This window comes from Streptomyces sp. NBC_00989, assembly GCF_045162655.1.
Taxonomy (GTDB): Bacteria; Actinomycetota; Actinomycetes; order Streptomycetales; family Streptomycetaceae; genus Streptomyces.
The window spans coordinates 8,047,753-8,070,368 of sequence record NZ_CP108728.1 but is presented as its reverse complement, the minus strand read 5'-3'; the positions used below and the strand labels follow the sequence as shown (position 1 = coordinate 8,070,368).

Genomic DNA, 22,616 nt, shown 5'->3' with positions numbered 1-22,616 from the left:
GCTTCACACTTGGAGCACGGGGCTTCCGCACTGTCGGAGCCCTTGGTTCCGCAGGCCAATCCGAGGGGGGAGAGGCGACAGTCGTTCCACGGCCCGGGTGGGGGTGGAGCCCGCGTGGGACCGCGGGTTACGCACCGGACCGTGGAGCGGCTGTCGCGTCACATCAACTCCCGTCGAGTTCCCGGGACTTGGCCTCCGCCACGGCCGCCCGTCGCCTGCGCAGCGCGAACGCGCCGCCCGTGAGCACCGCGACCGCCCCTGCCGCGCCGCCCAGCAGGGGCCAGGGCGAGGGACCGTCCGACGAGGACGCGGCGGCCCCGGTGGCACCCGGCGCCCCCTTGGTGCCCTTCCCCGCCGGCGTCGGGCTCGCGACCGCCCCGCCCTCGCTCAGCGGCTCGACCAGCGCGCCCACCGCCCGGGCCGAACTCCCTTTGCCGAAGCCCCAGTCGAGGAGCGCGGCGGTCTCCTTGTAGACCTCGTTGCCGCCGTTCGCCGGGTGCATCACGGTGACCAGAAGGGTGCGGCCGTCGCGGGTGGCGGCGCCGGTGAAGGTGTTGCCGGCGTGGCTGGTGTAGCCGTTCTTCACGCCGATGATGCCCCGGTACGGGCGCAGGCCGTAGGAGCCGCTGAGCAGGCGGTCGGTGTTCTGGATCTGGAAGGTCTTCTTGCCGCCGGCCGGGAAGTTCGCGGTCCTGGTCGAGCAGTAGGCGCTGAAGTCGTCGTCGTGCAGCCCGTGCCGGGCGAAGAGCGTGAGGTCGTACGCCGACGAGACCTGCCCGGGGTGGTCGAAGCCGTCCGGGCTCACCACGTGCGTGTCCAGGGCCTGGAGGTCCTTCGCCTTGGCCTGCATCTCGGCGACCGTCCGCGCGATCCCGCCGTTCATGTGGGCCAGCACGTGCACGGCGTCGTTGCCGGAGCGCAGGAAGACGCCCTGCCACAACTGGTGGACGCTGTACAGGATTCCGGGCTTCACACCGACGAGGCTGGAGCCGGAGGGGACGTCGGCGAGGTCGGCGTCGGTCACCCGGTAGGTGCGGGTCCGCTCGAACTTCCCCAGCACGGTGTCGGCGAACAGCATCTTCAGCGTGGACGCGGGCGCGAGGCGCTGGTGCGCGCGGTACGAGGCGAGCACCTCGCCGGTCCTGTGGTCGGCGACGATCCACGAGCGGGCGGTGAGCTTCTTGGGCAGACCGGAGGCATCGCCGGCCTGGATCCCGTCGCGGGCCAGCCGCTCACCGCCTATCACCGTCGCCGCGGACGCGGGAGCGGCCGCCGCCAGGGGAAGAGCGGCGGCGGTCAGGCCGAGGGCGGCACGCCGGGTGAGCCGAGAGGAATCGCGCATCCCGGGACCGTACAAAACGAGAGCGCGGGCACGCACGGCGGGGTCCGTCGCGGGGCGTCGAAAGGGTGCTCGACAGCCCATGCCAGCAGGCCATTGAACAGGGGTTTCCTGGCAGGAGGCCCTCGGCAGCTTAGGAATGAGCTGTCTGACGCAATTCTGATTTCGGGTCCCTTTTTCTCAGGCCAGACACATCCTTTACTCAGGTCGACTCAAAGGTTCCTCCATAGCTTGTGGCCGCGCCCACAGCGGGCGCCAAGAACCTTTGGGGAATGGGATGTTTGGCATCTATCTCAAGCGCGAGCTGGGCCGGCGCAAGAAGGCGGCCCTGGTCATCGCGATGGGTCTGGCGCTCGGTATCGCGCTGGTCATCACCGTCAACTCGGTGTCGGCCGGCATGAATCAGGCTCAGGACAAGGTCCTCAAGTCTCTTTACGGTCTCGGAACCGACATGACCGTGACCAAGGCGCAGTCGGCCCCCAAGGCCGGCAGCTCGCAGGGTCCCAGCTTCAAGTTCGGCGCCACTTCCTCCAGCAGCACCTCGCAGAGCACGGACCGGGTGAACACGCAGGGTGGTCAGGCCCTCGCGTCCTCACTGGTCACGAAGGTCGCCTCGCAGAAGGGCGTGTCCACCGCGGTCGGCGCGCTCACCCTGAACGTCACCAAGGTCGACGGCTCCTTCACCCAGGGCAAGGCCAAGTCCTCCACCACGTCCGGCTCTTCGGGTTCCTCGCAGCAGGGCGGCCCCGGCGGCGGTGGCGGAACCAGCAGCACCGGTGCACCGCAGGTCCAGGGCGGCGGCGCCAACTTCAACGTGAACTCGTACTCGGTCGCGGGTATCGACGTCACCAACCAGACGCTGGGCCCGCTGTCCACGTCGAAGATCACCACCGGCAAGACGTTCACGACCGCGCAGACCGACGCGAAGGTCGCCGTCGTCAGCAAGTCGTACGCCAAGACGAAGAAGTACAAGGTCGGTTCGACCTTCAAGATCTCCAGCACCAAGTTCACGGTCATCGGCATCGCGACGCCCAACAGCAGCGAGTCCACGATCGACGTGTACGTGCCGCTGAAGCAGGCGCAGACGCTGGGCGACTCGAAGAACAAGGTCACCACGATCTACGTCAAGGCGACCGACTCCAAGCAGATCTCGGCCGTCAAGACCACCATCCAGAAGAACATCTCGGGTACGACGGTCACCACCTCCGCCGACCTCGCGTCCACGGTCTCCGGTTCGCTGTCCACCGCCTCCAACCTCGCGACCAGCGTGGGCAAGTGGCTGTCCATCGCGGTCCTGATCGCCGCGTTCCTCGTCGCCGCGCTGCTCACCTCGTCGGCGGTCTCGCGCCGGGTGCGTGAGTTCGGCACGCTGAAGGCGCTCGGCTGGCCGAGCCGCAAGGTGACCCGGCAGGTCGTCGGCGAGTCCATGGTCAACGGTCTGATCGGCGGCGGTCTCGGTATCGCCCTTGGCCTCCTGGCGGCCTACACGGTCACCGCGATCAGCCCCAAGCTGACCGCGCAGCTCGGCTCCACCTCCACCGGCGGTGGCGGCATGGGCGGCGGTCCCGGTGGCGGCCAGGGCGGCCCCGGCCAGCAGGCCACCTCCAACACCCTGGAGATCGCCCTGAACGCGCCGGTCTCGCTGACCACGATCGCCCTCGCGGTGGGCCTGGCCGTCACCGGCGGCCTGATCGCCGGCGCGATGGGCGGCTGGCGTGCCTCGCGGATGCGTCCGGCGGACGCGCTGCGCAGCGTGTCGTAGCGCGGCCGCGGTGGCGTGGTCCGGCGGAGGCGGCTCGTAGCGCCGCCGACGCCGACCGCGCCGCACCCCCTGATCCGGGGCGCCGCCACCGTTCCCCCCGGGCGGCGGCGTCCCGACCCTCTTCTTCACAGACGTATCGACGGAGATCCCATGTACAAGCTCACCGGCGTCACCAAGCGCTACTCGCGGGGCAAGGAGACGGTCGAGGCGCTGCGCGGCGTCGACCTCACGATCGAGGACGGCGACCAGCTCGTCATCCAGGGCCCCACCGGCGGCGGCAAGTCGACGCTGCTTCAGATGATCGGCGGCCTGGACCGCCCCTCCGAGGGCAGTGTCGAGCTGGACGGCGTCAACCTCGCCACCATCAGCGAGGCCAAGCTGACCCGGCTGCGGGCCGAGAAGATCGGCATCATCTTCCAGTCCTTCAACCTCATCCCGACGCTCACCGCGCAGGAGAACGTCGAGACCGCCCTGGTGCCGCTCGGCGTCAAGCCGGCCGAGCGCCGCGAGCGGGCCGCCGAGGCCCTCTCGTCGGTCGCTCTCGGCGACCGCCTCAAGCACGCCCCGTCCGAGCTCTCCGGCGGCCAGCAGCAGCGCGTCGCGATCGCCCGCGCGCTGGTCAAGAAGCCGAAGGTGCTCCTCGCCGACGAGCCCACCGGCAACCTCGACGAGGGCACCCGCGACGACATCATGGGCCTGCTCGAAGGCCTCTGGCACGAGTACGGGCTGACCTTCATCATGGTCACCCACGACTCGTCGATCGCCCGCCGCGCCCCGCGCCTGGCCACCATCAAGGCCGGCCAGATCACCCTCACCGAACAGGGCCGCGGCAGCGGCCGGTTCGCACCCCAGCAGGGCAACACCGACGAGCAGCAGTACGCGCAGTACGGCAACCAGGGTTACTGAGCCCGGTTCACTTCAACCGGGCTGTCACGACGGCCCGTTGATCCCCCTCGGGGCCGCTCACCTACCGAGCACCTGGTCGACCTCGGCCAACTGCCCGGCGGTGAGCGGCCCCTTGGCGATCGCGCCCGCGTTCTGCTCGGCCTGGGTGACCGAGCGGAAGCCGGGGATCGGGACGGTGCGGGGGCTGCGGGCCCACAGCCAGGCGAGGGCGCCTTGCGCGGGGGTGCGGCCGTCGGAGGTGAGGATCTCGCGCAGGGCGTCCACGCGGGCGACGTAGTCCTCGTCGGCGCCGGCGCCCTGCTTGAAGCCCTGCATCCAGGCCGGGGGCGTGTTGCGGATGTCCCCCGCCTCCAACGCCCGCCCCGACGCCTGCTTTCCGGTGAGCAGGCCCATCGCGAGGGGGCTGCGGTTGATGCTGGCCAGGCCCAACTCCTCGCACAGGGCGAACATTTCCGGCGCGTCCTGCAACACGTTCGCCGCGTGCTGCACGGCCGCGCAGTGCTCCCCCTCGGCGAACACGGCGGCGCGGGCCGGGTCGTCGGTGCTCCAGGCGTAGGCGCGGATCAGCCCCTCCCGCACGAACTCCTCGCACTGGTCCCGGAGTTCGGCGGCGCGCTCCAAGTCGGCGTCGGACAAGTGCAGTTGGTACAGGTCGACGTGGTCGGTGCCGAGGCGCTCCAGGGATGCGGTGAGCGCGCGGCGGGCGTACTCCGGGGAGTCGTCGCTGCCGGTGAGCGTACGGGTCTCCTCGTCGAAGACGTTGCCCCACTTGGTGGCTACGACGACGTCGTCCCGGCGCTTGCCCAGCGCGCGGCCGAGGACGCGTTCGCTGTGCCCCGCGCCGTAGGTGTCGGCGGTGTCGAAGAACGTCACGCCCAGATCGAGGGCGCGCCGAACCGCCCGTACGGACTCCTCGTCGTCGACCTTGCCCCAGCCGAGCGGCTGCCCGCTCGTGTCCTGCCACTCACCGCCGATCGCCCAGCAGCCGAAGCCGAGAGCGCTCACGTCGATACCGCTGCGGCCGAGGGTCCTGATGTTCGACTTCGTCTCCATGCCTGTGGAGACTAGGAGTTGGAGCGCACTTCAGGGCAAGGGCTTTTCGGCTTTCCACGACGGCTTTCTACGACGGTCAGGCCTGGCCCGTCTCGAAGCGGGCGATCCTGCCGTCGTCGCCGACCGTGAAACTCCACCGGGTGCGCATCTCGCCCCACGCGTCGTTGGAGTAGCGGGCGACGAGGGCGCGGCCGCCGTCGGACTCCCGGTCGACCTGCATGTGGCCGTGGGAGGAGAAGATCTCCCGGTCGATCCATTCTGCGAGGTCACGGTCGGAGCCGTCGTCCGCCATCGTCGCGCCCGGCGCGAGCAGCGCCAGGAAGGCGTCCCGGTCATGGGCGTTGACGGCGCTGACGAACGCCCGGACGGCCGGATCGCTGAGTTTGGCTGTCTGAATCGTCATGCCGGTCAGACTCACACCGTTCGCGGGGGCGCGCCACCCGAACGGCGGTCTGCGCAGGCCCTCCCCACGCCCGGGGTGGGACGGTGGAGGGACCGTCCCCGCCGCCTGTTCAGGGAGTCACCGTGACCTGTTACGACCGACAAGATCTGGGCCTGCTGCTGCTCCGGCTGGGTACCGGCGGAGTGCTGGCCGCGCACGGCGCGCAGAAGCTGTTCGGCTGGTTCGGCGGGGGCGGGATCGAGGGCACCGGCGCGGCCATGGAGGCGATGGGGTACGTGCCGGGGAAGCAGAGTGCCGCGATGGCGGGCCTCGCGGAGGCGGGCGGCGGTGCGCTGCTCGCGCTGGGCCTGGCGACCCCGGCGGCGGGCGCGGCGGCGGCCGGCGCGATGGCGGGAGCCACCGCCGTGCACGCGCCCAACGGCTTCTTCGCGGCGGCCGGCGGCTACGAGTACGCGGCCTCCCTCGCCCTGACCGCGGCCGGCCTCGCGGTCACCGGCCCGGGCCGGCTCTCCCTGGACCACGCGCTGGGCCACGCGGTGAACCGGGGCTGGATGGTCCCGGCGGCGCTCGCGGTCACGGGGGCGGCGACGGCCGTGGTGGTGGGCCTGCGGAACAGGCGGGTGCGGGAGGCGGCGGAGTTCGGGCAGGAGACGTTGTTCGACGAGTAGGGCGGACGGGTGGACCAGCGGACTGGACGAGTAGGGCGGACGGGTGGACCAGCGGACTGGACGAGTAGGGCGGACGGGTGGAGTGGTGATGGCAGGCTGAGCGCATGAGTGATCAGAACGACCGGCCCGCCGACCTCTGGGCCGGCATCGACGACTTGTGGACCTGGCTGGACGGCAACCGTCCCCTAGACGGCGGCGAGGGCCTGCTCCTGCGCATGCTGAAGCTGTCCGAGGAGGTCGGCGAGGTCGCCGAGGCGGTGATCGGGGCGACCGGGCAGAACCCGCGCAAGGGCGTCACCCACACCTGGGACGACGTACAGGGCGAGTTGTGCGACGTCGTGATCACCGCGCTGGTGGCGCTGCGCACGCTGACCCCCGACACGCAGGAGGTCTTCACCCGCCATCTGGCCCGGGTCATGGAACGTTCCCTCGGCCCGTCGGCAGTTGTTCACCCCCAGGACCTGCCCACACCCCGCGGAGTTGGTGAGGTCCGCTGAACCTTCTCGTCGACACCGAGCCGACGAAGGGGTCCCCGTGCAGGACTACGCAATTTCCAACGGAGCGTTCTCCAACGGAGTTTCCTCCAACGGAGTTTTCTCCAGCGGGCGCAGGACGGTCGCCGTGACGGGCACCTGCCTCGCCCTCGCCGCCCTGAGCCTCGGCAACAGCCAGGCGCACGCGGCGAGTTACGGCACCCCGACCATCTCCCTGTCGGCCACGTACCTTTCGGGCGCGGTGGGCGCGGTCGGCGATCCGACGGTCCAGGTGACGGTCGCTCAGAGCGGCGCGGACGTGGGCGCGTTGACGGTCGCGGCCAGCAAGAGCAGCAAGACGTCCGTGGCGCCGACGGGCGCGGTGACCGTCACCGGCACCGGCGCGACCCGCCAACTCGCCGTCGCGGCGGCCGCGCGGGGTTACACGGACCTGACGGTGAAGGTGACGGGCCTCGGCGGCAAGACGGCCACGAAGACCCTGCACTACGCGGCCTCGGCATCCGTCCAACAGCCCGCCGACACCCGCTACTTCACCGGCTCCAGCGACGCCTCCGCCGCGGTCGACGTGGGCGGCGGCTACGTCGTCGTGGCGGATGACGAGTCCAACGTCCTTCGCCTGTACGACCGTTCGACGTCCGGCGCGCCGATCAGGACCTGGGACTTCAGCGACGACATCGACGTCTCCAAGGAGATCGACATCGAGGGCGCGGCGCGCGTCGGCGACACGATCTACTGGACCGGGTCGCTGGGCAACAACAAGGACGGCGAGTACAAGTCGGCCCGCAACACGGTCTTCACCACGAAGGTGACCGGCACGGGCGCCAACACGACGCTCTCCTACGGCAGTTCGTACGGCAAGCTGCGCGACGACCTGGTGGCGTGGGACAAGGCGAACGGGAACCGGTACGGCTTCGCGGCGGGCACCGCGGACGGTCAAGTCCCCAAGCAGATCGACGGGTTCAACGTGGAGGGCCTGGAGTTCGCGCCGGGCTCCACGACCACGGCGTACCTCGGTTTCCGCGCGCCGCTCGCCCCGGCGGTGGAGGGCGGCAAGGCGCTGCTGGTGCCGGTCACCAACATCGACAAGGTGGTCGCCAACGGCACCGCCGCGACCTTCGGCACACCGGTCGAGCTGGACCTCGGCGGTCTCTCGGTGCGCGACATCCGCAAGAACGCGGCGAACCAGTATCTGATCGTCGCCGGTTCCTGGGCCGCCGACGACAACTCCGACCCGTACGCCCTCTACTCCTGGACCGGCAACCCGGCCGACCACCCGGTCAAACTGCGCGACCTGCCGACGACCGACCCCGGCGCCTGGGAGGCGGTCGTGGACGTACCGGACCTGACGGCCTCGGGCGCCCGCGCCCAGCTGATCACCGACGACGGCGCGGCCGATCTGTACGGCGACGGCACAGAGGCGAAGGATCTCTCCCACGACGAGTGGAAGAAGTCACGGTCGACCTGGTTCACGATCACCGGCTGACGAGGGCCGCGTGCCCGTCCGGGAGGCCGGGCGCGCGGCACCCTGGCACCCTGGTCCTCGACAACACCGTCGAGGACGAAAGGCGAGTCATGACCACCGAGAAGCTCACCGTAGGCGTCCTGGGCACCGGCATCATGGGCGCCGCGATGGCCCGCAACCTCGCCCGCGCGGGCCACACCGTCCATGCCTGGAACCGCACCCGTGCCAAGGCCGACCCCCTGGCCGCCGACGGCGCGCACGTCACCGACACGGTGGCGGAGGCCGTACGCGAGGCGGACGTGATCCTCACGATGCTCTACGACGGCGACGCCGTCCTCGACGTGATGCGCGAGGCCGCCCCCGCCCTGCGCCCCGGCGCCGCGTGGATCCAGTCGACGACCTCCGGCCTCGAATCGGTGGGCGAACTGGCCGAGTTCGCGAACCGGCACGACCTCGTCCTCTACGACGCCCCCGTCCTCGGCACCCGCCAGCCCGCCGAAGCCGGTCAACTGACGGTCCTCGCGGCCGGTCCGATGAGCGGCCGTAAGACGGTGACCCCGGTGTTCGACGCGGTCGGCGCCCGCACGATGTGGGTCGGCGAGGAGGGCGCGGCGGCGACGGCGACCCGGCTGAAGCTGGTGGCCAACAGCTGGGTGCTGGCCGTGACGAACGCGGCGGGCGAGGCCCTGGCGTTGTCCAAGGCGCTGGGCGTGGACCCGCAGGACTTCCTCGGCCTCATCGCCGGCGGCCCCCTCGACATGGGCTACCTGCACGCCAAGTCCGCCGCCATCCTCAACGACCAGCTGACTCCGGCGAGTTTCGCGGTCACGACGGCGGAGAAGGACGCCCGCCTGATCGTCCAGGCGGGCGCGGCCAACGGCGTCCGGCTGGACGTGGCCGCGGCGGGCGCGGAACGGTTCGCCCGGGCCGCGGCACAGGGGCATGGGGACGAGGACATGGCGGCGGCATATTTCGCGAGCTTCGACTGAGCGTCACCGTTCCGTCACAGGTGGTGCGCGGGTGGAACCCCGGATGCGGCGGACCTGTCTCCCTCCGCGAGCGCCGGGGAAGTCCGGCCCGTGCACAGCCAGTTCGGGGGACGTCATGCAGAAGAGCAGCATCCGTAGGGGCGCGATGGTGGTGGCCGCGGTGTCGGTGACGGCGATGGTGATGACGGGGTGTCAGCCGGGCGACTCCTCGGAGGGCGGGGCCGACGTCTCGTCGACGGCGCCGACCGCGACCGACTCCTCCACCTCCTCCCCCGCCTCCTCCGGGTCCACGGGAGCGTCCGGCTCTACGGGGTCGTCCGGGTCCACGGACACGGCGGCGAAGCCCTGCGCGGCAACAGCCCTGAAGGCCACCGCCTACCAAGCCGCCGATCGGCCCGCCGGTACCGGGACCGGTGCGGCGGTCGTCCAGTTCACCAACACGGGTGCCAAGGCCTGCGTCCTCCAGGGACACCCCACCGTCGCCGGTGCCGCGAACGGTTCCCCGGAGCTGAACGTCCCCCTCCAAGTCACCCCCGTCGGCTCCGCCTCCCCCGTGAAGCTTGCCCCCGGTGGTCAGGCCTGGCTGAAGCTGACCTTCGTGCAGGTGCAGGGTGAGGGGGACGGTTACTGCGAGTCGGGTTCGGCGCCCGTCGTCTACCCGACGATGGTGATCGGTCTGCCGGGTGCCGGGGCGCACCAAGTCGCCCTGGACGACGGGCAGTTCGCGGAGTGCGACGGCACGCTGACCGCGACGGCCGTATCGGCGACGAAGCCCTCATGACCGTACGGCTGAAGTCAGTTACACCGGCTGGCGGTCGCCCGACGCCTCCGCCGCCAGCCCTCGCATGACGTGTTCGAGGAGCGCGAGCAGTACCGACTTCACCGACTCCTTGTCGCGGGCGTCGCACAGCACGAGCGGGATGTCGGGGGCGAGGTCGAGGGCGGCGCGGATCTCGTCGGGGTCCTCTTCGCAGACGCCGTTGAAGCAGTTGACGCCGACGGCGAAGGGGATGCCGCGGTGCTCGAAGAAGTCGACGGACGGGAAGCAGTTCTCCAGCCGCCGGGTGTCGGCGAGGACGACCGCGCCGAGCGCGCCGCGCGACAGGTCGTCCCACATGAACCAGAACCGGTCCTGCCCGGGGGCCCCGAAGAGATAGACCACGAGGGCCGAACTCAGCGTGATCCGGCCGAAGTCCATGGCGACCGTCGTCGTGGTCTTCTGCTCCACCCCGGCGAGGTTGTCGATACCGACACTGGCCTCGGTGATGAGTTCCTCGGTACGCAGGGGCGTGGTCTCGCTGATCGCGCCGACGAGGGTGGTCTTGCCGACGCCGAAGCCGCCCGCGACGAGGATCTTGGCCGTCGCGGCGTTGGGCGCCACCATGGTGGCGCGGCGGTCAGATTCTGCGTATGCCATCGATCACTGCCTGGAGGAAACGGGCGTCGGGGGTACCGGCCGCGGCGGGCGGGGAGACGGAGACGAGTTCGTTGTCCAGGAGGTCATCGAGCAACACCCGTATGACCGCGACGGGTTGGTCCAGCCGGGCGGCGACCTCCACCAGCGCGGTGGGCGTACGGCACAGGGCGAGCAGCCGGTTCTGTTCGGGCTGGAGGCGTTGTTCGCGGGTCGGCGGCCGGACGGTGCTGATCAGGGTGATCAGTTCGATACCGGAGTGGAAGGTCGGGGTGCGGCCGCCGGTGACCGTGTACGGGCGGACGAGCAGCGCGGGGTCTTCGTCCTCCCACGGGTCTTCCTCGGACCAGTGTCTCATTCATGCTCACCCGCGAAGGGCGCGCCGCTGTACTCCGGGAACCGCGGGGGCGCGCTGAGGAACTGCCCCACCTGCCGTACGACCATGGTCATTTCGTAGCCGACGGTGCCGACGTCCACCTGCGAGCTGGCGAGTACGGCGAGGCGGGCGCCGCCGCCGGCGGTGGTGACGAAGAGGAAGAGGTCGTCCATCTCGATGACGGTCTGCTGGACGCGCCCGCCGCCGAAGTGCCGGCTGGTGCCCAGCGCGAGGGAGTGAACTCCCGAGGAAATCGCGGCGAGTTGCTCGGCGTCGTCCTGCGGGAGCCGTTCGGAGGAGCCGACGAGGAGCCCGTCCTCCGAGAGGACGATGGCGTGCAGGGTCTCGGGGATCCGCTCGATCAGGTTGTCCAGCAGCCAGGCCAGTCCGCCGTGCGTGGTGTTGGGCGCAGTCATGGGGTGTTCCTTGTCGGACGGGGACGGGTGGGCAACTGACGCCGCTCGGGCGGGGCCGTGTTCCAGGTGGGCGCGGGGGCTTCTTCTCGCGGTGTCGTCGGCCGGGGAGTTCCTTCTCGCGGCGACGCCGGCCTGGGGGCGTCTCCGCGCAGCGACGCGGGCCAGGCGGGAGTGGGTACCTCCTCCTGCTCGCGGGCCCTACGGGTCCCGTCCCGCAACGCGGCCAGCATCGAACGGGCCTGCTCGGGCCGCCGCTCGGCCTCCCGCTCCCCGTCCGCCTCGTCCGGCCGCCCCCGCAACTGCGGCGCGAGATGCGCCTGCCGCACACGCCGAGGAAGCCGACCGGAACCGGATCCGCCGGCGCGGGGTCCTGCGGACGGGGCGGCCGAGCGTGGCTCCGAGGAAGTCCCGGAAGCACCAGAGGCACGGGAATGAGGGAAGGCCACACCCTCACGCGAACCGGCGGAGGATCCGGCCCCATGGGCGCCTGCGAAGGGACCCCCTGCACGGGGGTCACCGGAGGCCCCGACCGCACGGAAGTCCGCGGAGGCCCCGCCCGCACGAGAGTCCCCAGACGGCCCGCCCTCGCGGAAGTCCGCCGGAGACTCGGCCCGGTGGGAGCCCGGGAACGACTCGGCCGCACGAGAACCCGAGGCCGGACCAGCCGTACAGAAGTCCGCGGAAAACCCAGCCTCGCGGAAGTCCGCCGCGGTCCCACCCGCACGGAAATCCGCCGAGGTCCCGCCCTCGCGGGAGTCCGCGAAGGGTGTCGTGTCGCCGGGACCCGTCGAAGGCCCGGCCGCGCGCGGCGACGGGGCGGCGGAGCCGTCGGCCGGCCGTGCCTCCGGGCCGGAGGGCGACTGGGTGTGCGCCGCGGGGCGGGTGCGGATGCGCATCGGCATACCGCCGGCCGTCACCCCGCCGCGCCCCGAACCGGTGGCCGGCCCGCTGGTAGGCCCGGTGACCGCCCCAGGGGTCGTCCCGGTGGTCATCCCGGCGATCGAGCCCATGCCCGAGCCGCTGCCCGACCGCGTCCCTGCGCCCTGTCCTGCACCCTGCCCCGAACTCGTGGCCAAACCGGTCACCGAGCCCATCCCCGAACCCGGCCCTGAACCGGCCACCGACCCCGGACCCGAACCCGACCCCGAGCCAGTCACCGACCCCGGACCTGCACCTGTGCCGGTGCCCGTCCCCGAACCCGCTCCCACCCCCGTCAACGACCCCGTCGCCAACCCCGCGACCGAAGCCAGGTGCCGTTCCGCCCGTGCGTCCAGTGTCGGCGGCATCGCGTCCGTCGCCGATTCCGTGAGGGCGTGCGGAAGGACGACGACGGCGAGGGAGCCGCCGTACGACGATGCCTGGAGGCTGGCTGTGACGCCGTGGCGTTGGGCGAGGTGGCCGACGGTGAAGAGGCCGAGGCGGGGGTCCTCGCCGAGCGTGGTGAAGCTGAAGTCCTTGGGGTGGTGCAGGAGTTCGTTGGCCGCCGTGTACTCGTCCGGCGTGAGGCCGAGTCCCCGGTCCTCCACCTCGACGGCGTACCCCTGGGCCACCGGCAGTGCGCGGACCCGTACTTCGGTGTGCGGAGGGGAGAACGTCACGCCGTTCTCGATGAGTTCGGCCATGAGGTGGATCGTGTCGCCGACAGCCGGGCCCAACACCGCGATGGGCGGCAGGGGTTCGACGACGACCCGGGTGTACCCCTCGATCTCGGACACCGCGCTGCGCAGCAGATCCGCGAGCGGCACCGCGTGCTTCCAACGGCGCCGCGGGGACGCGCCGGACAGCACGGTCAGGCTCTCCGCGTTGCGCCGCATCCGGGTGGCGAGGTGGTCGACACGGTAGAGATCGGAGAGGAGTTGGGGGTCCTGCTCCTTGCGTTCCATGGAGTCGATCACCGTGAGCTGGCGGTGCACGAGGAGTTGGATACGGCGCGACATGTTGTGGAAGACCAGGCGCGCCCCCTCCCGCAGCGCGGCCTGCTCCAGCGCGACGCTCACAGCGGTCCGCTGCGCGCTGTTGAAGGCGTCCGCGACCTTGCCCAACTCGTCCGTGCCGTAGTCGAGTTCGGGCAGGTCGTCGATCTCGGCCCGTTTGCCCTGGGTACGCAGCCGGGTGATCAGTTCGGGCAGCTTCTCCTCGGCCAGTTCGAGCGTCGCCGCGCGCAGCCCGGACATCCGGCCGATGAGGGACCGGGTGATGCGCCAGGACAGGATGCCCACGGCGAGGACGGCGACCAGCGCGAGGGCGCTGCCGAGCAACGCCTTGACGAGCACCATGTGGGTCCGGTGCGCGGAGTCCTGGGTGACCTTGCCCAGGTACTGGCCCTCCACGGCCTGCACCGCGCCGGACACGCGCCCCGGGGCGGCGGCGCGGGCGGCCGGGACGGAGGGCACGGTGATCGTGCCGTCGTGCCCGGCGGACGCCGCGGCGACGGTCTTCTCGAAGGCAGTCATGGCGGCCCAGTCCTGACCGCCCATGGTCTTGCCCAGCTCGGCGCCCAGTTCCGTGGGCAGGTACGGCTCCACCTCGTTGGTCAGCACGGAGACCCGGACGGCCTGGGCGGCCGCCAGCGCCGACCGCTCCTGGACGCTCAACTTCCGTGACGCGGCGGTGCCGTTGAGGATCGCCTCCTCCTGCGAGAGCGCCTCCGTCCCGCGCAGGAACGCCAGGGCGTGACCGGCGTCGGCGGCGGTGGCCGCGTCGCCGCTGTCGGTGCTGAGCGTCCCGAAGAGGTTCAGCGCCGACGACACGGCGTCGGAGTAGGCGGTGTAGGCCTGTTGCCGGGTGGTCTTCCCGTCGTCGACCGCGGTCCGTTCGGCGGTCAGCGCGGTGAGCCGCTTGCGTACGGTGGCCAACTGGGCCTGGTACTGGGCCGATCCGGCCCCGGCGGAGGCGGAGTCCGCGTTGCGGAATCCGGCGAGTACGGCGTCCGTCCGGCGCCGCTGCGCCTCCAGGGCGGTGGGACTGCCGTGCGAGGCCAGCAGGCTGACTGTCAGCTGCCGTTCCTTCTGGAACTCGCCGACCGCCGGCACCAGGGCGTACGTGGTCTTCGCCGCCTGCCCGACGTCGTTGGACTTGTGCCACTGGTCGAAGAGCGCGTACGAACCGCTGACCCACAGCAGCACCAGCGCCGTCGCCGGCACCACCGCGAGCGTGATGAGCGAGGCCCGGATACTGCGCCCTCGCCCGGCCGTTGCTCCCGCCGCCGGCGCGGACGTACCCCGGTACCGGCTCACCTGGCCCACCGGCATCCGACGGCACGGCGGAGAAGAGGAGCTGCGGTGAGGAACTGCGACACCGGCGTTTTCCTTTCCGGGGTGGCGCGCGACGTATCGAAACGGGCAGGAAGACACGTCAACACGCCTGCACACACTGGGGAGTTGACGGCGCGGCACGCCAGGAACGCCAAGGACACCCTGCGGATTTCACGACGGGCGCCCGAGCCCCCCGCGCAGTTGGATAGGTATGAAACCGAGCCATCCCACCCGGGTCAAGGGACGCTACAAACCCGCCAGGCACACAGGTTTAGGCCACTCGGTTCACTACACGCGTAGACAATTCGAATCCCCTCACCCTCAACCCCTTGGCCACAAAGACGTTTTGGCTGACTACCCAGGGTGAGGCGAGGGGTAGAGGGCGGTTCGGAGGGCGGCGGAGGCGGGGTGAGAGCGATGGGGTGGAGGATCCCAACCGGGGGCGCCTGTGACCTAGTTCACAGCATGAACACCGTCCGCACACACCAACAGCACCGGCCTCCGGGGCTGTTGGGCAGGCACCCTCCGGGGCCAGTCGGGCAGGCGCCGTACGGAACGCCCCTCCCACTCCCCCACCTCACCCCCGCCCCGGCGCCCCCGACAACCCCTCGCACTGCGCCCCCAGCCACGTCATCCCATACGTCTCCGCCCCCCGCGAGGCCTCCCGCAGCAGCCGTACCGCGTTCGGCTCGCTCCCCGGGCCGCCCACGCGGCGCACGGCGCGGGCCTGGGCCAGGCGGAGGCGGGCCAGTTCCGGCTGGGAGGAGCGGGCCGGGACGGCCGCCTGGCGGAAGTGGTCGAGGGCGGTCTCCGGTTCGCCCGCCGCCAGGGCGAGGACGCCGCAGGCGCGGGCGGTCGGGCCGACAAGGACGCTGGGCCAGCCGCCCAGGGCGATCTGCTCGCCGTCGTGCGGCGCGAGGCGGGCGCTGAGCACGGGCAGCACCTGCGCCAGCTCCGGGTCGAATCCGCCCTGGAGGTCCAGCGCCGCGCAGACCTCCGCCAGCAGGACGAGCGCGGGTACGGCCCAGCCCGACGGCGGGAAGCGGTCGACGTCGGCGACGCAGCCGAGCAGCAGGTCCGCGCCCTCGGCGTACTGCCCGGTCTCGCACAGGGCGAGGGCCAGACCGGCCCGCCAGACCGGGAAGTAGGCGTGGCGCTCGACGTCGCCGGCCAGGTCGGAGGTGAACAGCTCGGCCAGCCTGCCCTGTTGTCGCAGCAGCCAGTAGGCCTGGCCGAGGCGGGTCTGGGTGAGGTTGTCCGCGGGGACGGCGTAGTCGGCGCGGAGCAGTTCGATGAACTTCAGGGACTCCACGAAGATCCACTCGGCGGCGGCGTCGAACCGGCCGTGCCACAGGTCGAGCAGGGCGTCGAGGGTGTGCCGCTGCCAGAGGGCGAGGGCGCTGTGGGTGCCCGCGGCGTGCTTGCGGTACTGGTTCGCGGTGGCGAGGGCGCTGAAGATCCTGCCGTTGCGGAGCTGGTCGATGGCGACGGCCATCAGGGCCTCACCGCGGAAGTAGGGCGAGTCGTGCCGGGCCGCGGCTTCGCGCAGCCGCTCGGAGAGCGTCAACGACTCGGGGGCCGGCAGGAAGTCGTAGCGTGCCCAGCGGCACTCGGTGAGGACCTCGCAGCGCACCTCGTCGTCGCCGTCGTCGGGTAATCGGCGCAGCGTGTCCTCGGCGAGCCTCGCTCCCTCGGCGGGTCCCGCCAGTCCCGCCGCGGTGTCCTGGCTGACCGCCAGGGCCATCTTCTTCGCGAGGTGCGCTTCGAGCCGCAGCCGCAGACCCGCGGCCTCCGCACCGCCGTCGCCGTCCAGGGCGGCCAGACAGCCGCGGATCGACTGGAGCAGCTCGCGGTCGACCTGTCCGGGATCGGACCAGCGGCGCGCCATCCTGATCACGGCCTCGGCCTGCGCCCGCGGGTCTCCCTCGGCGCTGCGGTAGGCGGCCTGGTAGTGCCGTTCGGCCTCGCGCATCTCGCCCGCGGTATGGCTGAGGTCGCCGCGCCGCAACAGCCGGCGGAACTCCGCGCGGTCCGGCCCGGCAGCCGAACTCCCGTCCCGCTCCGGCGACTTGACCGCCCCGGCGGCCCGCTCACCAGCCCCGCCCCGGACCACTTTCGGTACGGCGTCGGAACCCGGCAGCGGCGCCAGCCCGACCAGCGCTCCCTTGGCGCCCAGCACCTCGTCGCACAGCTGGGCCAACTCCAGTGACGCCCTGCGGCGCCCGTTCTCCACGCGGCTCAGGAAGCTGCGGCTGCAGTAGACCTTGCCGGCCAGCTCACTCAGCGACATACCGGCCGCGATGCGGCGCCGGCGTAACTCGGCGCCGAACCCGTCGTGCTCGATGACCATCCCCCCAACAACGCACCGCCCGAACGGTGTTGCCAAATACCCGCTGGCAACACCCGACCCCTCCGGACCGGCCCGAAGACCGGGGAAGCTGTCTGTGCCGGAGCCTACGGGCACGGGGGCGCGCCCCATGGGGGAACGGGCGCACTGATCATGCCTTCGGACGAACCCGAGGCGCGTGCTGCGGTCGATATGCCGGGGGCATTCGACCGCAGCACATCCGGCCCTGGTTCCGCCCAGGCATCGAGGAGCTGAACGACGACGGGGGAATGGGGGTCTACGGTCCGGGGCGCGCGGGGGGCGCTCCGGGCCCGCGATCCCGCCGGGCCCTCAGGGTCAGTGGAAGCGGCTCGACAGGATCACCGGCGCGCACTCCGCGCTTGGCGTCACGGACTCCGGCCTCGAAGCCACTAGCGATCCCGGCGCCGCCCGGCCGCGCCGCGAGGAGGCGTGGGCTGCTTTCGTCGCGCTCCGCCACCCCACCGCCGGCCTCGTCCGCGCCGAACTCGATAGCGCCGCCCCGGGCGGACCCGAGCCCGTCGGGCGGCGCCCCGTCGGCTGACGCAGCGGGTCCAGGATGTGTGCGGCCACGGGGACCACGGCGCACCAGCGGTTCGCCCCCGGGTTCGGTGTCGCCCCGAAGACGACGGTGCTCACGCAGCTCGCCCCGGTACACCCCTGCGCGGGTGTACCGGGGCGAGCCGGTCAGGTCCTCAGCCCTGGCTGCAGTAGTCCACCCAGCGGTGCGAGGAGATGTTGTTGTTGACGCTCTTGCCGAACTGGTCCAGGCCCGCGCCGTAGGTGAAGCGGTAGTTGCCGGTCGTGGTGTCGGGCCAGCTGTCGCCCTGGCTGATGCAGGCGTGCGCGCCGCCGCCGTTGGGGGCGGTGTACAGGTCCACGGCGTCCAGGCCGCCCGCGTAGCCGTTGTTCCAGATGTCGGAGGTCAGGTTGCGGCAGCTGCCCCAGTTGTCGGAGTTGCCGGACCACTTGCACTCCCGGCCGCCGCCGTAGGGCTGGGTGTAGACGTGGAGGTAGCCGTCCCCGGCGAGCGCGGTCGCGGTCTTCTGGGAGCCCGCGTCCAGCGCGCTGGCGCTGGAGACCGGGGAGAAGAGCGCGGCGACGGCTGCGGCCGAGGCCGCGACGGTGAGGAGACGCTTGACGGACATGGTTTCCCTCGTTTCGTTGTGCGTGGGGTGAAACGCCCACGGTGGGGTGATGCGCCCACGGCTCGACGGCCGCGGTGGTCTGTGTGTGTTGGATTGGAGGGGAGAAGGCGGGCCGAAATCAGTCGCCGTGCGCGACGATCGCGCGGGCGCGGGGCAGTGCCTCGCGCTTGAGGCGCGCGAGGTCGGCCGTCTCCCGGGGGTGGCTCCGCCGCAGTCGGTCCCGGTACTCGGAGTCCAGGGACTTGGCCACGGACGACAGGCCGCTGGAGACGGCACAGGCCGCCTCGGCCGAGGCCAGCCGTACCTCCTTGGCGTGCGGCCACGGAGTCTCCGGCAGGGTGGCCGCGGCACGGGCCCGGGCGGGGTCCGCGTAGGTGTACGTCCGCTCGCGCATGCAGCGCGCCCACGGCTCGACGGCCGCCTTGTAGCGCTTGTCGTCCGTCACGAGGCCGACGCGCGTGCCGGCCAGGCTGTCGGTGACCCGGGTGGCCCGGAACCAGGCCGGGAGGTCCCCGTACAGCTGCCGTTGGGCGGTGGCCTGGCAGCCCTGGTCGCTGTGGGTGACCCGCACGCCGTTCGGCAGCCGGGCCGAAAGTCCCTGCGGCCGCGCCCCGTTGAGGTCGCTCACCAGGACGGCCCTGGTGTTGGCCGATACGGAGTGGAAGTAGCGCTGGTTGGGATCGCTCCGGACCTCGGCCTCCCGCGCCCGCCGCAGATCGGTGCCGTAGCCGTGGGCCCTGGCCCATGCCGGGTCGTCCACGACGTAGGGGAACCGGACCGAGACGTCGTCGGGGCTGGACGGCTCGATCCAGTACTTGTGTCCCTCCTTCTCCATGCACTTCTTGATGAGGAGCTGCTCGGCGAGCCGTAGCGTCTCCGCCGTGCCGCCCGCGGCGCGGGGTGTGCTGCTCCCGGCCGCCCCGGGGGTGGTCGTGGTGCCCGCGCATCCGGTGGCCGTCGTCGCCAGCAGACCGGCGGTCAGCAGGGCCAGGGTCCAGCGGTGCATGGGGCGACTCCCGGGGATCTGGTCGAACGGACGTGTTGCTTTCGAGCCGTTGACGCCCCACGGGCCCCGTCCGTATGCCCCTCGAACACAAGGTTTTCTTCTTTCTCCGGCGCTCATACGAGGGCGCCGCGAGAACCGTCCTCCCTGCACGCGACCGACCTCACAGGCGATCTCACCGCCGACCTCACCGATCGGCGGAAACCAGCCAACCGACGGGGGGAGGGAGGCGCGCCGACCACTGACGGAGGCACGAACAACAAGCGTCACCTGCCCTGACGTCGCAGGTGAGGGACACCGGTCCGCCGAATCGATCGAATCCGGTCACGGCGGTCCGGCCGTTGCTGTGCCTTAGCTATGTCGTGGGCATGTTCGCCGATATCTTTGCCCTGCTCCATCGGGCGGGTGGTGCGGCGATCGGGGAACGATGTTCGAAGTACGGCTGCTCGGTCCGGTGGAGGTGTGGGCCGGCGACCGGCGGGCCCCGCTCGGCGGCGTCAGACCCCTCGCGGTCCTGTCGGCACTGGTCGTCCACCTCGGTGAGGTGCTCTCCACCGAGCGGCTCGTGGACTGCGTCTGGGACGAGGAGGCGCCGGCCACCGCGGGCGCCCTGGTGGCCACCCATGTCTCCGCCGTACGCCGGGCACTGGCCCAGGTGACGCAGGACGCGGTGGTGCGGACGCGACCGCCGGGCTATGTCGCCGACCTCGAACCGTCCCAGGTCGACGCCCGCCGGTTCGAGGACCTGCTCGCCTCGGGCCGGGCCGCCGCCGCGGCGGGCCGTCTGGAGGAGGCCGCCGACCTGCTGCCCGAGGCGCTGGCGCTGTGGCGCGGCCAGGAGGCGCTGGAAGGGCTGGGCCAGTCGTTCGCCCGGATCGAGGCGGCCCGGCTGGCCGAACTGCGGCTCGTCGCCCAGGAGGAGTCCTTCGGGCTGCATCTCGATCTGGGCCGCGCGGACCGGACGATCGCTCCGCTGCTCGCGCACGTCGCCGCCCACCCGCTGCGGGAACGGCCGCGCGGCCAGCTGATGACCGCGCTGGTCCGCACCGGCCGCGGCTCCGACGCCCTGCGCACGTACCGGGAGGGCCGCGCGATCCTGCGCGAGGAGCTGGGCATCGATCCCGGCCCGGAGTTGCAGTCACTGCACCAGGCGGTACTGACCAACGACACACGGCTGTCGGGCACCGCCCGCCCGCACAGCACCGGGCGGGAACCCGCGGCGCCCCCGAAGCCGCCGCCGGCCGACAGCCGCGGCACGCCCGCCCCCCGGGCATGGCCCACGCCGTCCCATCTCCCGCCGGACATCGCCGACTTCGTGGGCCGCTCCGAGCAGATCGCCTGGGCCTCCTCGCTGGTGGGAAAGGTGGATGAGGCGGGCCGTACCGCTCCGCCGATCGGGGTGATCTCCGGCCGGTCCGGCACGGGCAAGACCGCGCTCGCCGTGCACGTCGGCCACCGTATGTCCGAACTCTTCCCGGACGGCCGCCTGTTCGTGGACCTGCGGGCGGCCGACACCGCGCCGCTGCAACCCGCCGACGCCCTCGCCCGCCTCCTGCGCGCCATGGGCGCCGACCCCGAGACCCTGCCGACCTCGGTCGAGGAGCTGACCGGGCTGTACCGCACCCACATCGGACACCGGCGCGTCCTGCTGATCCTGGACAACGCGGCGGGCGAGGCGCACGTACGCCCCCTGCTGCCCCCCGGTCCGGGCTGCGCCGTCCTCGTCACGAGCCGGCGCCGGCTGGTGGCGCTGGAGGGCTCCGCCCACCTGGATCTGGCCGTGCCCGGCCAGGCGGAGGCGCTCGAACTGCTGCGCCGCGTCGCCGGACCGGACCGTACGAGCGCCGAGCCGGAGCGGGCCGCGGAGATCGTCTCGCTGTGCGGCCGGCTGCCGCTGGCCGTGCGCATCGCGGGCGCCCGGCTGGCGGCCCGCCCGCACTGGGCGCCCGCCCGGCTCGCCGACCGACTGCGCGACGAACGCCGCCGGCTGAGCGAACTGCGCGCCGGGGACCTGGAGTTGCGCACCAGCCTGGAACTCGGCTACGCCGACCTGGAGTTGCCGGAGCGCCGGGCGCTGCGCCGGCTGGCGCTGCTGGACCTGCCGGACTTCGCGGCCTGGATCGCGGCCCCGCTGCTGGACATCGGCACGGAGGAGGCCGAGGAGGCGGTGGAGCGGCTGGTGGACTGCCACTTCATCGACGTGATCGGCGTCGACGAGACGGGCCGCAGCCGGTACCGCATCCATGACCTGGCCCGCGAACACGCCCGCGAGCGCTGCCTGTCCGAGGAGAGCGCCGAGGAGCGTACGGCGGCCGTGCTGCGGCTGGTGGCCTCCTGGCTGGGTCTCGCCGAGAAGGCGGCCGCCCTCGGCCCGGGCGGAGCCGCCCGGCGCTTCCCCGAACCGGCCGCCGTACGGCCCCTCGACGCGGAGACCGAGGAGGAGCTGCTGGAGCGGCCCACGTCCTGGTTCGCCGCCGAACAGGCCTGCCTGCTGGCGGCCGTCGAGTACTGCGCCGACCACGGCATGGTCCGTGCCGCCCGCGATCTGGCCGGCGCGCTGATCGCGAGTTCGGCCGCCCTGTACAACCAGTTCGACGCCTGGTCCCGATCGCACGCCGCGGCCATGGCCGCCGTACACCGTGGCGGGGACGACGAGGGAGAGGCGTGGCTGCTCGCGGGTCTTGGCCAACTCCGCTATGAACAGGACGAGTTCGAGGAGTCGTACACCTACTTCGGCAAGGCCCTGCGCCTGTTCGAGGCGCGTGGCGACGTGCCCGAGGGGGCGACGCTCGCCCTCGCCGGGATGGGGACGGCCCGCCGCGAACAGGCCGGGTACACCGAGGCGTTGGAGCTGTTGGACGCGGCGCTGGAGCGATACGGGGAGTCCGCCGGGCGGGGTGCCCGGGCCCGGGTGCTGTACGGCATCGGCTATGTGCACCGGGAACAGGGGCGCGGCGCGCCGGCCCGGGAGGCACTCGCGCGGGCGCTGGAGCTGTACCGCGCGGAGGGCGACCGGCACGGCGAGGCGCTGACCCTGCGGTCGCTGGCCCTGTGCCACCGGGCCGAGGGCGCGCTCACGGACGCCGAACGACAACTGCACGAGGCACTGCGGATCTTCGCGGCTCTGCGGGACACCTTCGGGGTGATGTACACCGAACAGTCCCTGGCCAAGACGGAGCTGAGGCTCGGCCGTCTCGACGAGGCACGGGCGCGGCTCGGCCGCTGCCTGCCCGTGGCCCGCGAGCGCCAGGACCGCTTCGGCGAGGCGCTCGTCCTGCGCACGCTGGGCGAGTGGCACCTGGCCGCCGGCGATCCGGACGGCGCGCGGGAACCGCTGGAGCGGGCCCTGTCGACCTGGGAGATCCTGCGGCTGCCCCTATGGCGGGCCCGCACGCTCCGGGACCTGGCCGAGGTACGGGAGGCACACGGCGACGTGTCGGCGGCCCGCGCGGCCAGGGTCGAAGCACTCGGCGTCTTCCGGGAGTTGGACTGCCGCGAGGCACTGGAGCCGACGGTGGACGCCGGGTAGTCCGTACGGCTGCAGAAGCCCTGGTGGGCCGCTTG

Annotated in this window: 18 protein-coding genes; 8 read left to right on the top strand and 10 right to left on the bottom strand. The window is 72.1% G+C overall.

Annotation, left to right across the window (positions count from 1 at the left end):
- Positions 1-163: 163 nt before the first annotated feature.
- A complete protein-coding gene (locus OG714_RS36060; protein ID WP_406127391.1) occupies positions 164-1,342 on the bottom strand; it encodes a D-alanyl-D-alanine carboxypeptidase family protein in 1,179 nt (392 codons plus the stop codon).
- A 274-nt stretch (positions 1,343-1,616) separates the two neighbouring features.
- Between OG714_RS36060 and OG714_RS36055 the strand changes: the two genes are divergently transcribed.
- Positions 1,617-3,101 (top strand): ABC transporter permease, encoded by a 1,485-nt coding sequence (locus OG714_RS36055; protein ID WP_406127390.1) that lies wholly within the window; start codon positions 1,617-1,619, stop codon positions 3,099-3,101.
- A 150-nt stretch (positions 3,102-3,251) separates the two neighbouring features.
- Positions 3,252-4,007: an ABC transporter ATP-binding protein gene (locus OG714_RS36050; protein WP_406127388.1), complete on the top strand. Its 756-nt coding sequence runs from the start codon at positions 3,252-3,254 to the stop codon at positions 4,005-4,007.
- A 57-nt stretch (positions 4,008-4,064) separates the two neighbouring features.
- Here the strand turns inward: OG714_RS36050 and OG714_RS36045 are convergent, their stop codons facing one another.
- Together OG714_RS36045 and OG714_RS36040 are read right to left on the bottom strand one after the other, a co-directional pair.
- Positions 4,065-5,060, bottom strand: coding sequence for an aldo/keto reductase (locus tag OG714_RS36045; protein WP_406127387.1), 996 nt, complete (start codon positions 5,058-5,060; stop codon positions 4,065-4,067).
- A 76-nt stretch (positions 5,061-5,136) separates the two neighbouring features.
- The gene (locus tag OG714_RS36040; protein WP_406127385.1) at positions 5,137-5,463 is read right to left on the bottom strand and encodes a nuclear transport factor 2 family protein; all 327 of its coding nucleotides are present in this window, start codon (positions 5,461-5,463) and stop codon (positions 5,137-5,139) included.
- Positions 5,464-5,585: 122 nt separating this feature from the next.
- Between OG714_RS36040 and OG714_RS36035 the strand changes: the two genes are divergently transcribed.
- From OG714_RS36035 to OG714_RS36015, 5 genes are all read left to right on the top strand, one after another.
- The gene (locus OG714_RS36035; protein ID WP_406127383.1) at positions 5,586-6,131 is read left to right on the top strand and encodes a DoxX family membrane protein; all 546 of its coding nucleotides are present in this window, start codon (positions 5,586-5,588) and stop codon (positions 6,129-6,131) included.
- Positions 6,132-6,235: 104 nt separating this feature from the next.
- A complete protein-coding gene (locus OG714_RS36030) occupies positions 6,236-6,628 on the top strand; it encodes a MazG-like family protein (protein ID WP_406127381.1) in 393 nt (130 codons plus the stop codon).
- A 124-nt stretch (positions 6,629-6,752) separates the two neighbouring features.
- Positions 6,753-8,108: a hypothetical protein gene (locus OG714_RS36025; RefSeq protein ID WP_406127380.1), complete on the top strand. Its 1,356-nt coding sequence runs from the start codon at positions 6,753-6,755 to the stop codon at positions 8,106-8,108.
- A gap of 89 nt (positions 8,109-8,197) precedes the next feature.
- Complete coding sequence (locus tag OG714_RS36020; protein WP_406127378.1) at positions 8,198-9,076, top strand: NAD(P)-dependent oxidoreductase; 879 nt, start codon at positions 8,198-8,200, stop codon at positions 9,074-9,076.
- A 115-nt stretch (positions 9,077-9,191) separates the two neighbouring features.
- Entirely contained in the window at positions 9,192-9,857 is a 666-nt protein-coding gene (locus tag OG714_RS36015) for a DUF4232 domain-containing protein (RefSeq protein ID WP_406127377.1), read from the top strand.
- Between the two features lie 18 nt (positions 9,858-9,875).
- On the opposite strand, the gene OG714_RS36010 is transcribed toward OG714_RS36015, so the two are convergent.
- The 7 genes from OG714_RS36010 to OG714_RS35980 all read right to left on the bottom strand — a co-directional run bounded on the left by OG714_RS36010 (position 9,876) and on the right by OG714_RS35980 (position 19,055).
- Entirely contained in the window at positions 9,876-10,493 is a 618-nt protein-coding gene (locus OG714_RS36010; RefSeq protein ID WP_406127375.1) for a GTP-binding protein, read from the bottom strand.
- Positions 10,474-10,848, bottom strand: coding sequence for a DUF742 domain-containing protein (locus OG714_RS36005; protein WP_329248487.1), 375 nt, complete (start codon positions 10,846-10,848; stop codon positions 10,474-10,476). Before OG714_RS36005 ends, OG714_RS36010 begins: the two co-directional genes overlap by 20 nt.
- The gene (locus tag OG714_RS36000) at positions 10,845-11,282 is read right to left on the bottom strand and encodes a roadblock/LC7 domain-containing protein (RefSeq protein ID WP_406127373.1); all 438 of its coding nucleotides are present in this window, start codon (positions 11,280-11,282) and stop codon (positions 10,845-10,847) included. The genes OG714_RS36005 and OG714_RS36000 overlap by 4 nt, the downstream gene beginning before the upstream one ends.
- A complete protein-coding gene (locus OG714_RS35995; RefSeq protein ID WP_406127372.1) occupies positions 11,279-14,425 on the bottom strand; it encodes a nitrate- and nitrite sensing domain-containing protein in 3,147 nt (1,048 codons plus the stop codon). Before OG714_RS35995 ends, OG714_RS36000 begins: the two co-directional genes overlap by 4 nt.
- Before the next feature lie 688 nt (positions 14,426-15,113).
- Entirely contained in the window at positions 15,114-16,886 is a 1,773-nt protein-coding gene (locus tag OG714_RS35990; RefSeq protein WP_406127370.1) for a helix-turn-helix domain-containing protein, read from the bottom strand.
- Positions 16,887-17,596: 710 nt separating this feature from the next.
- Positions 17,597-18,049, bottom strand: a complete 453-nt coding sequence (locus OG714_RS35985) for a hypothetical protein (protein ID WP_406127368.1) — start codon at positions 18,047-18,049, stop codon at positions 17,597-17,599.
- A 118-nt stretch (positions 18,050-18,167) separates the two neighbouring features.
- A complete protein-coding gene (locus OG714_RS35980; RefSeq protein ID WP_406127367.1) occupies positions 18,168-19,055 on the bottom strand; it encodes a hypothetical protein in 888 nt (295 codons plus the stop codon).
- A gap of 424 nt (positions 19,056-19,479) precedes the next feature.
- Between OG714_RS35980 and OG714_RS35975 the strand changes: the two genes are divergently transcribed.
- The gene (locus OG714_RS35975) at positions 19,480-22,581 is read left to right on the top strand and encodes an AfsR/SARP family transcriptional regulator (protein ID WP_406127366.1); all 3,102 of its coding nucleotides are present in this window, start codon (positions 19,480-19,482) and stop codon (positions 22,579-22,581) included.
- Positions 22,582-22,616: the final 35 nt, after the last annotated feature.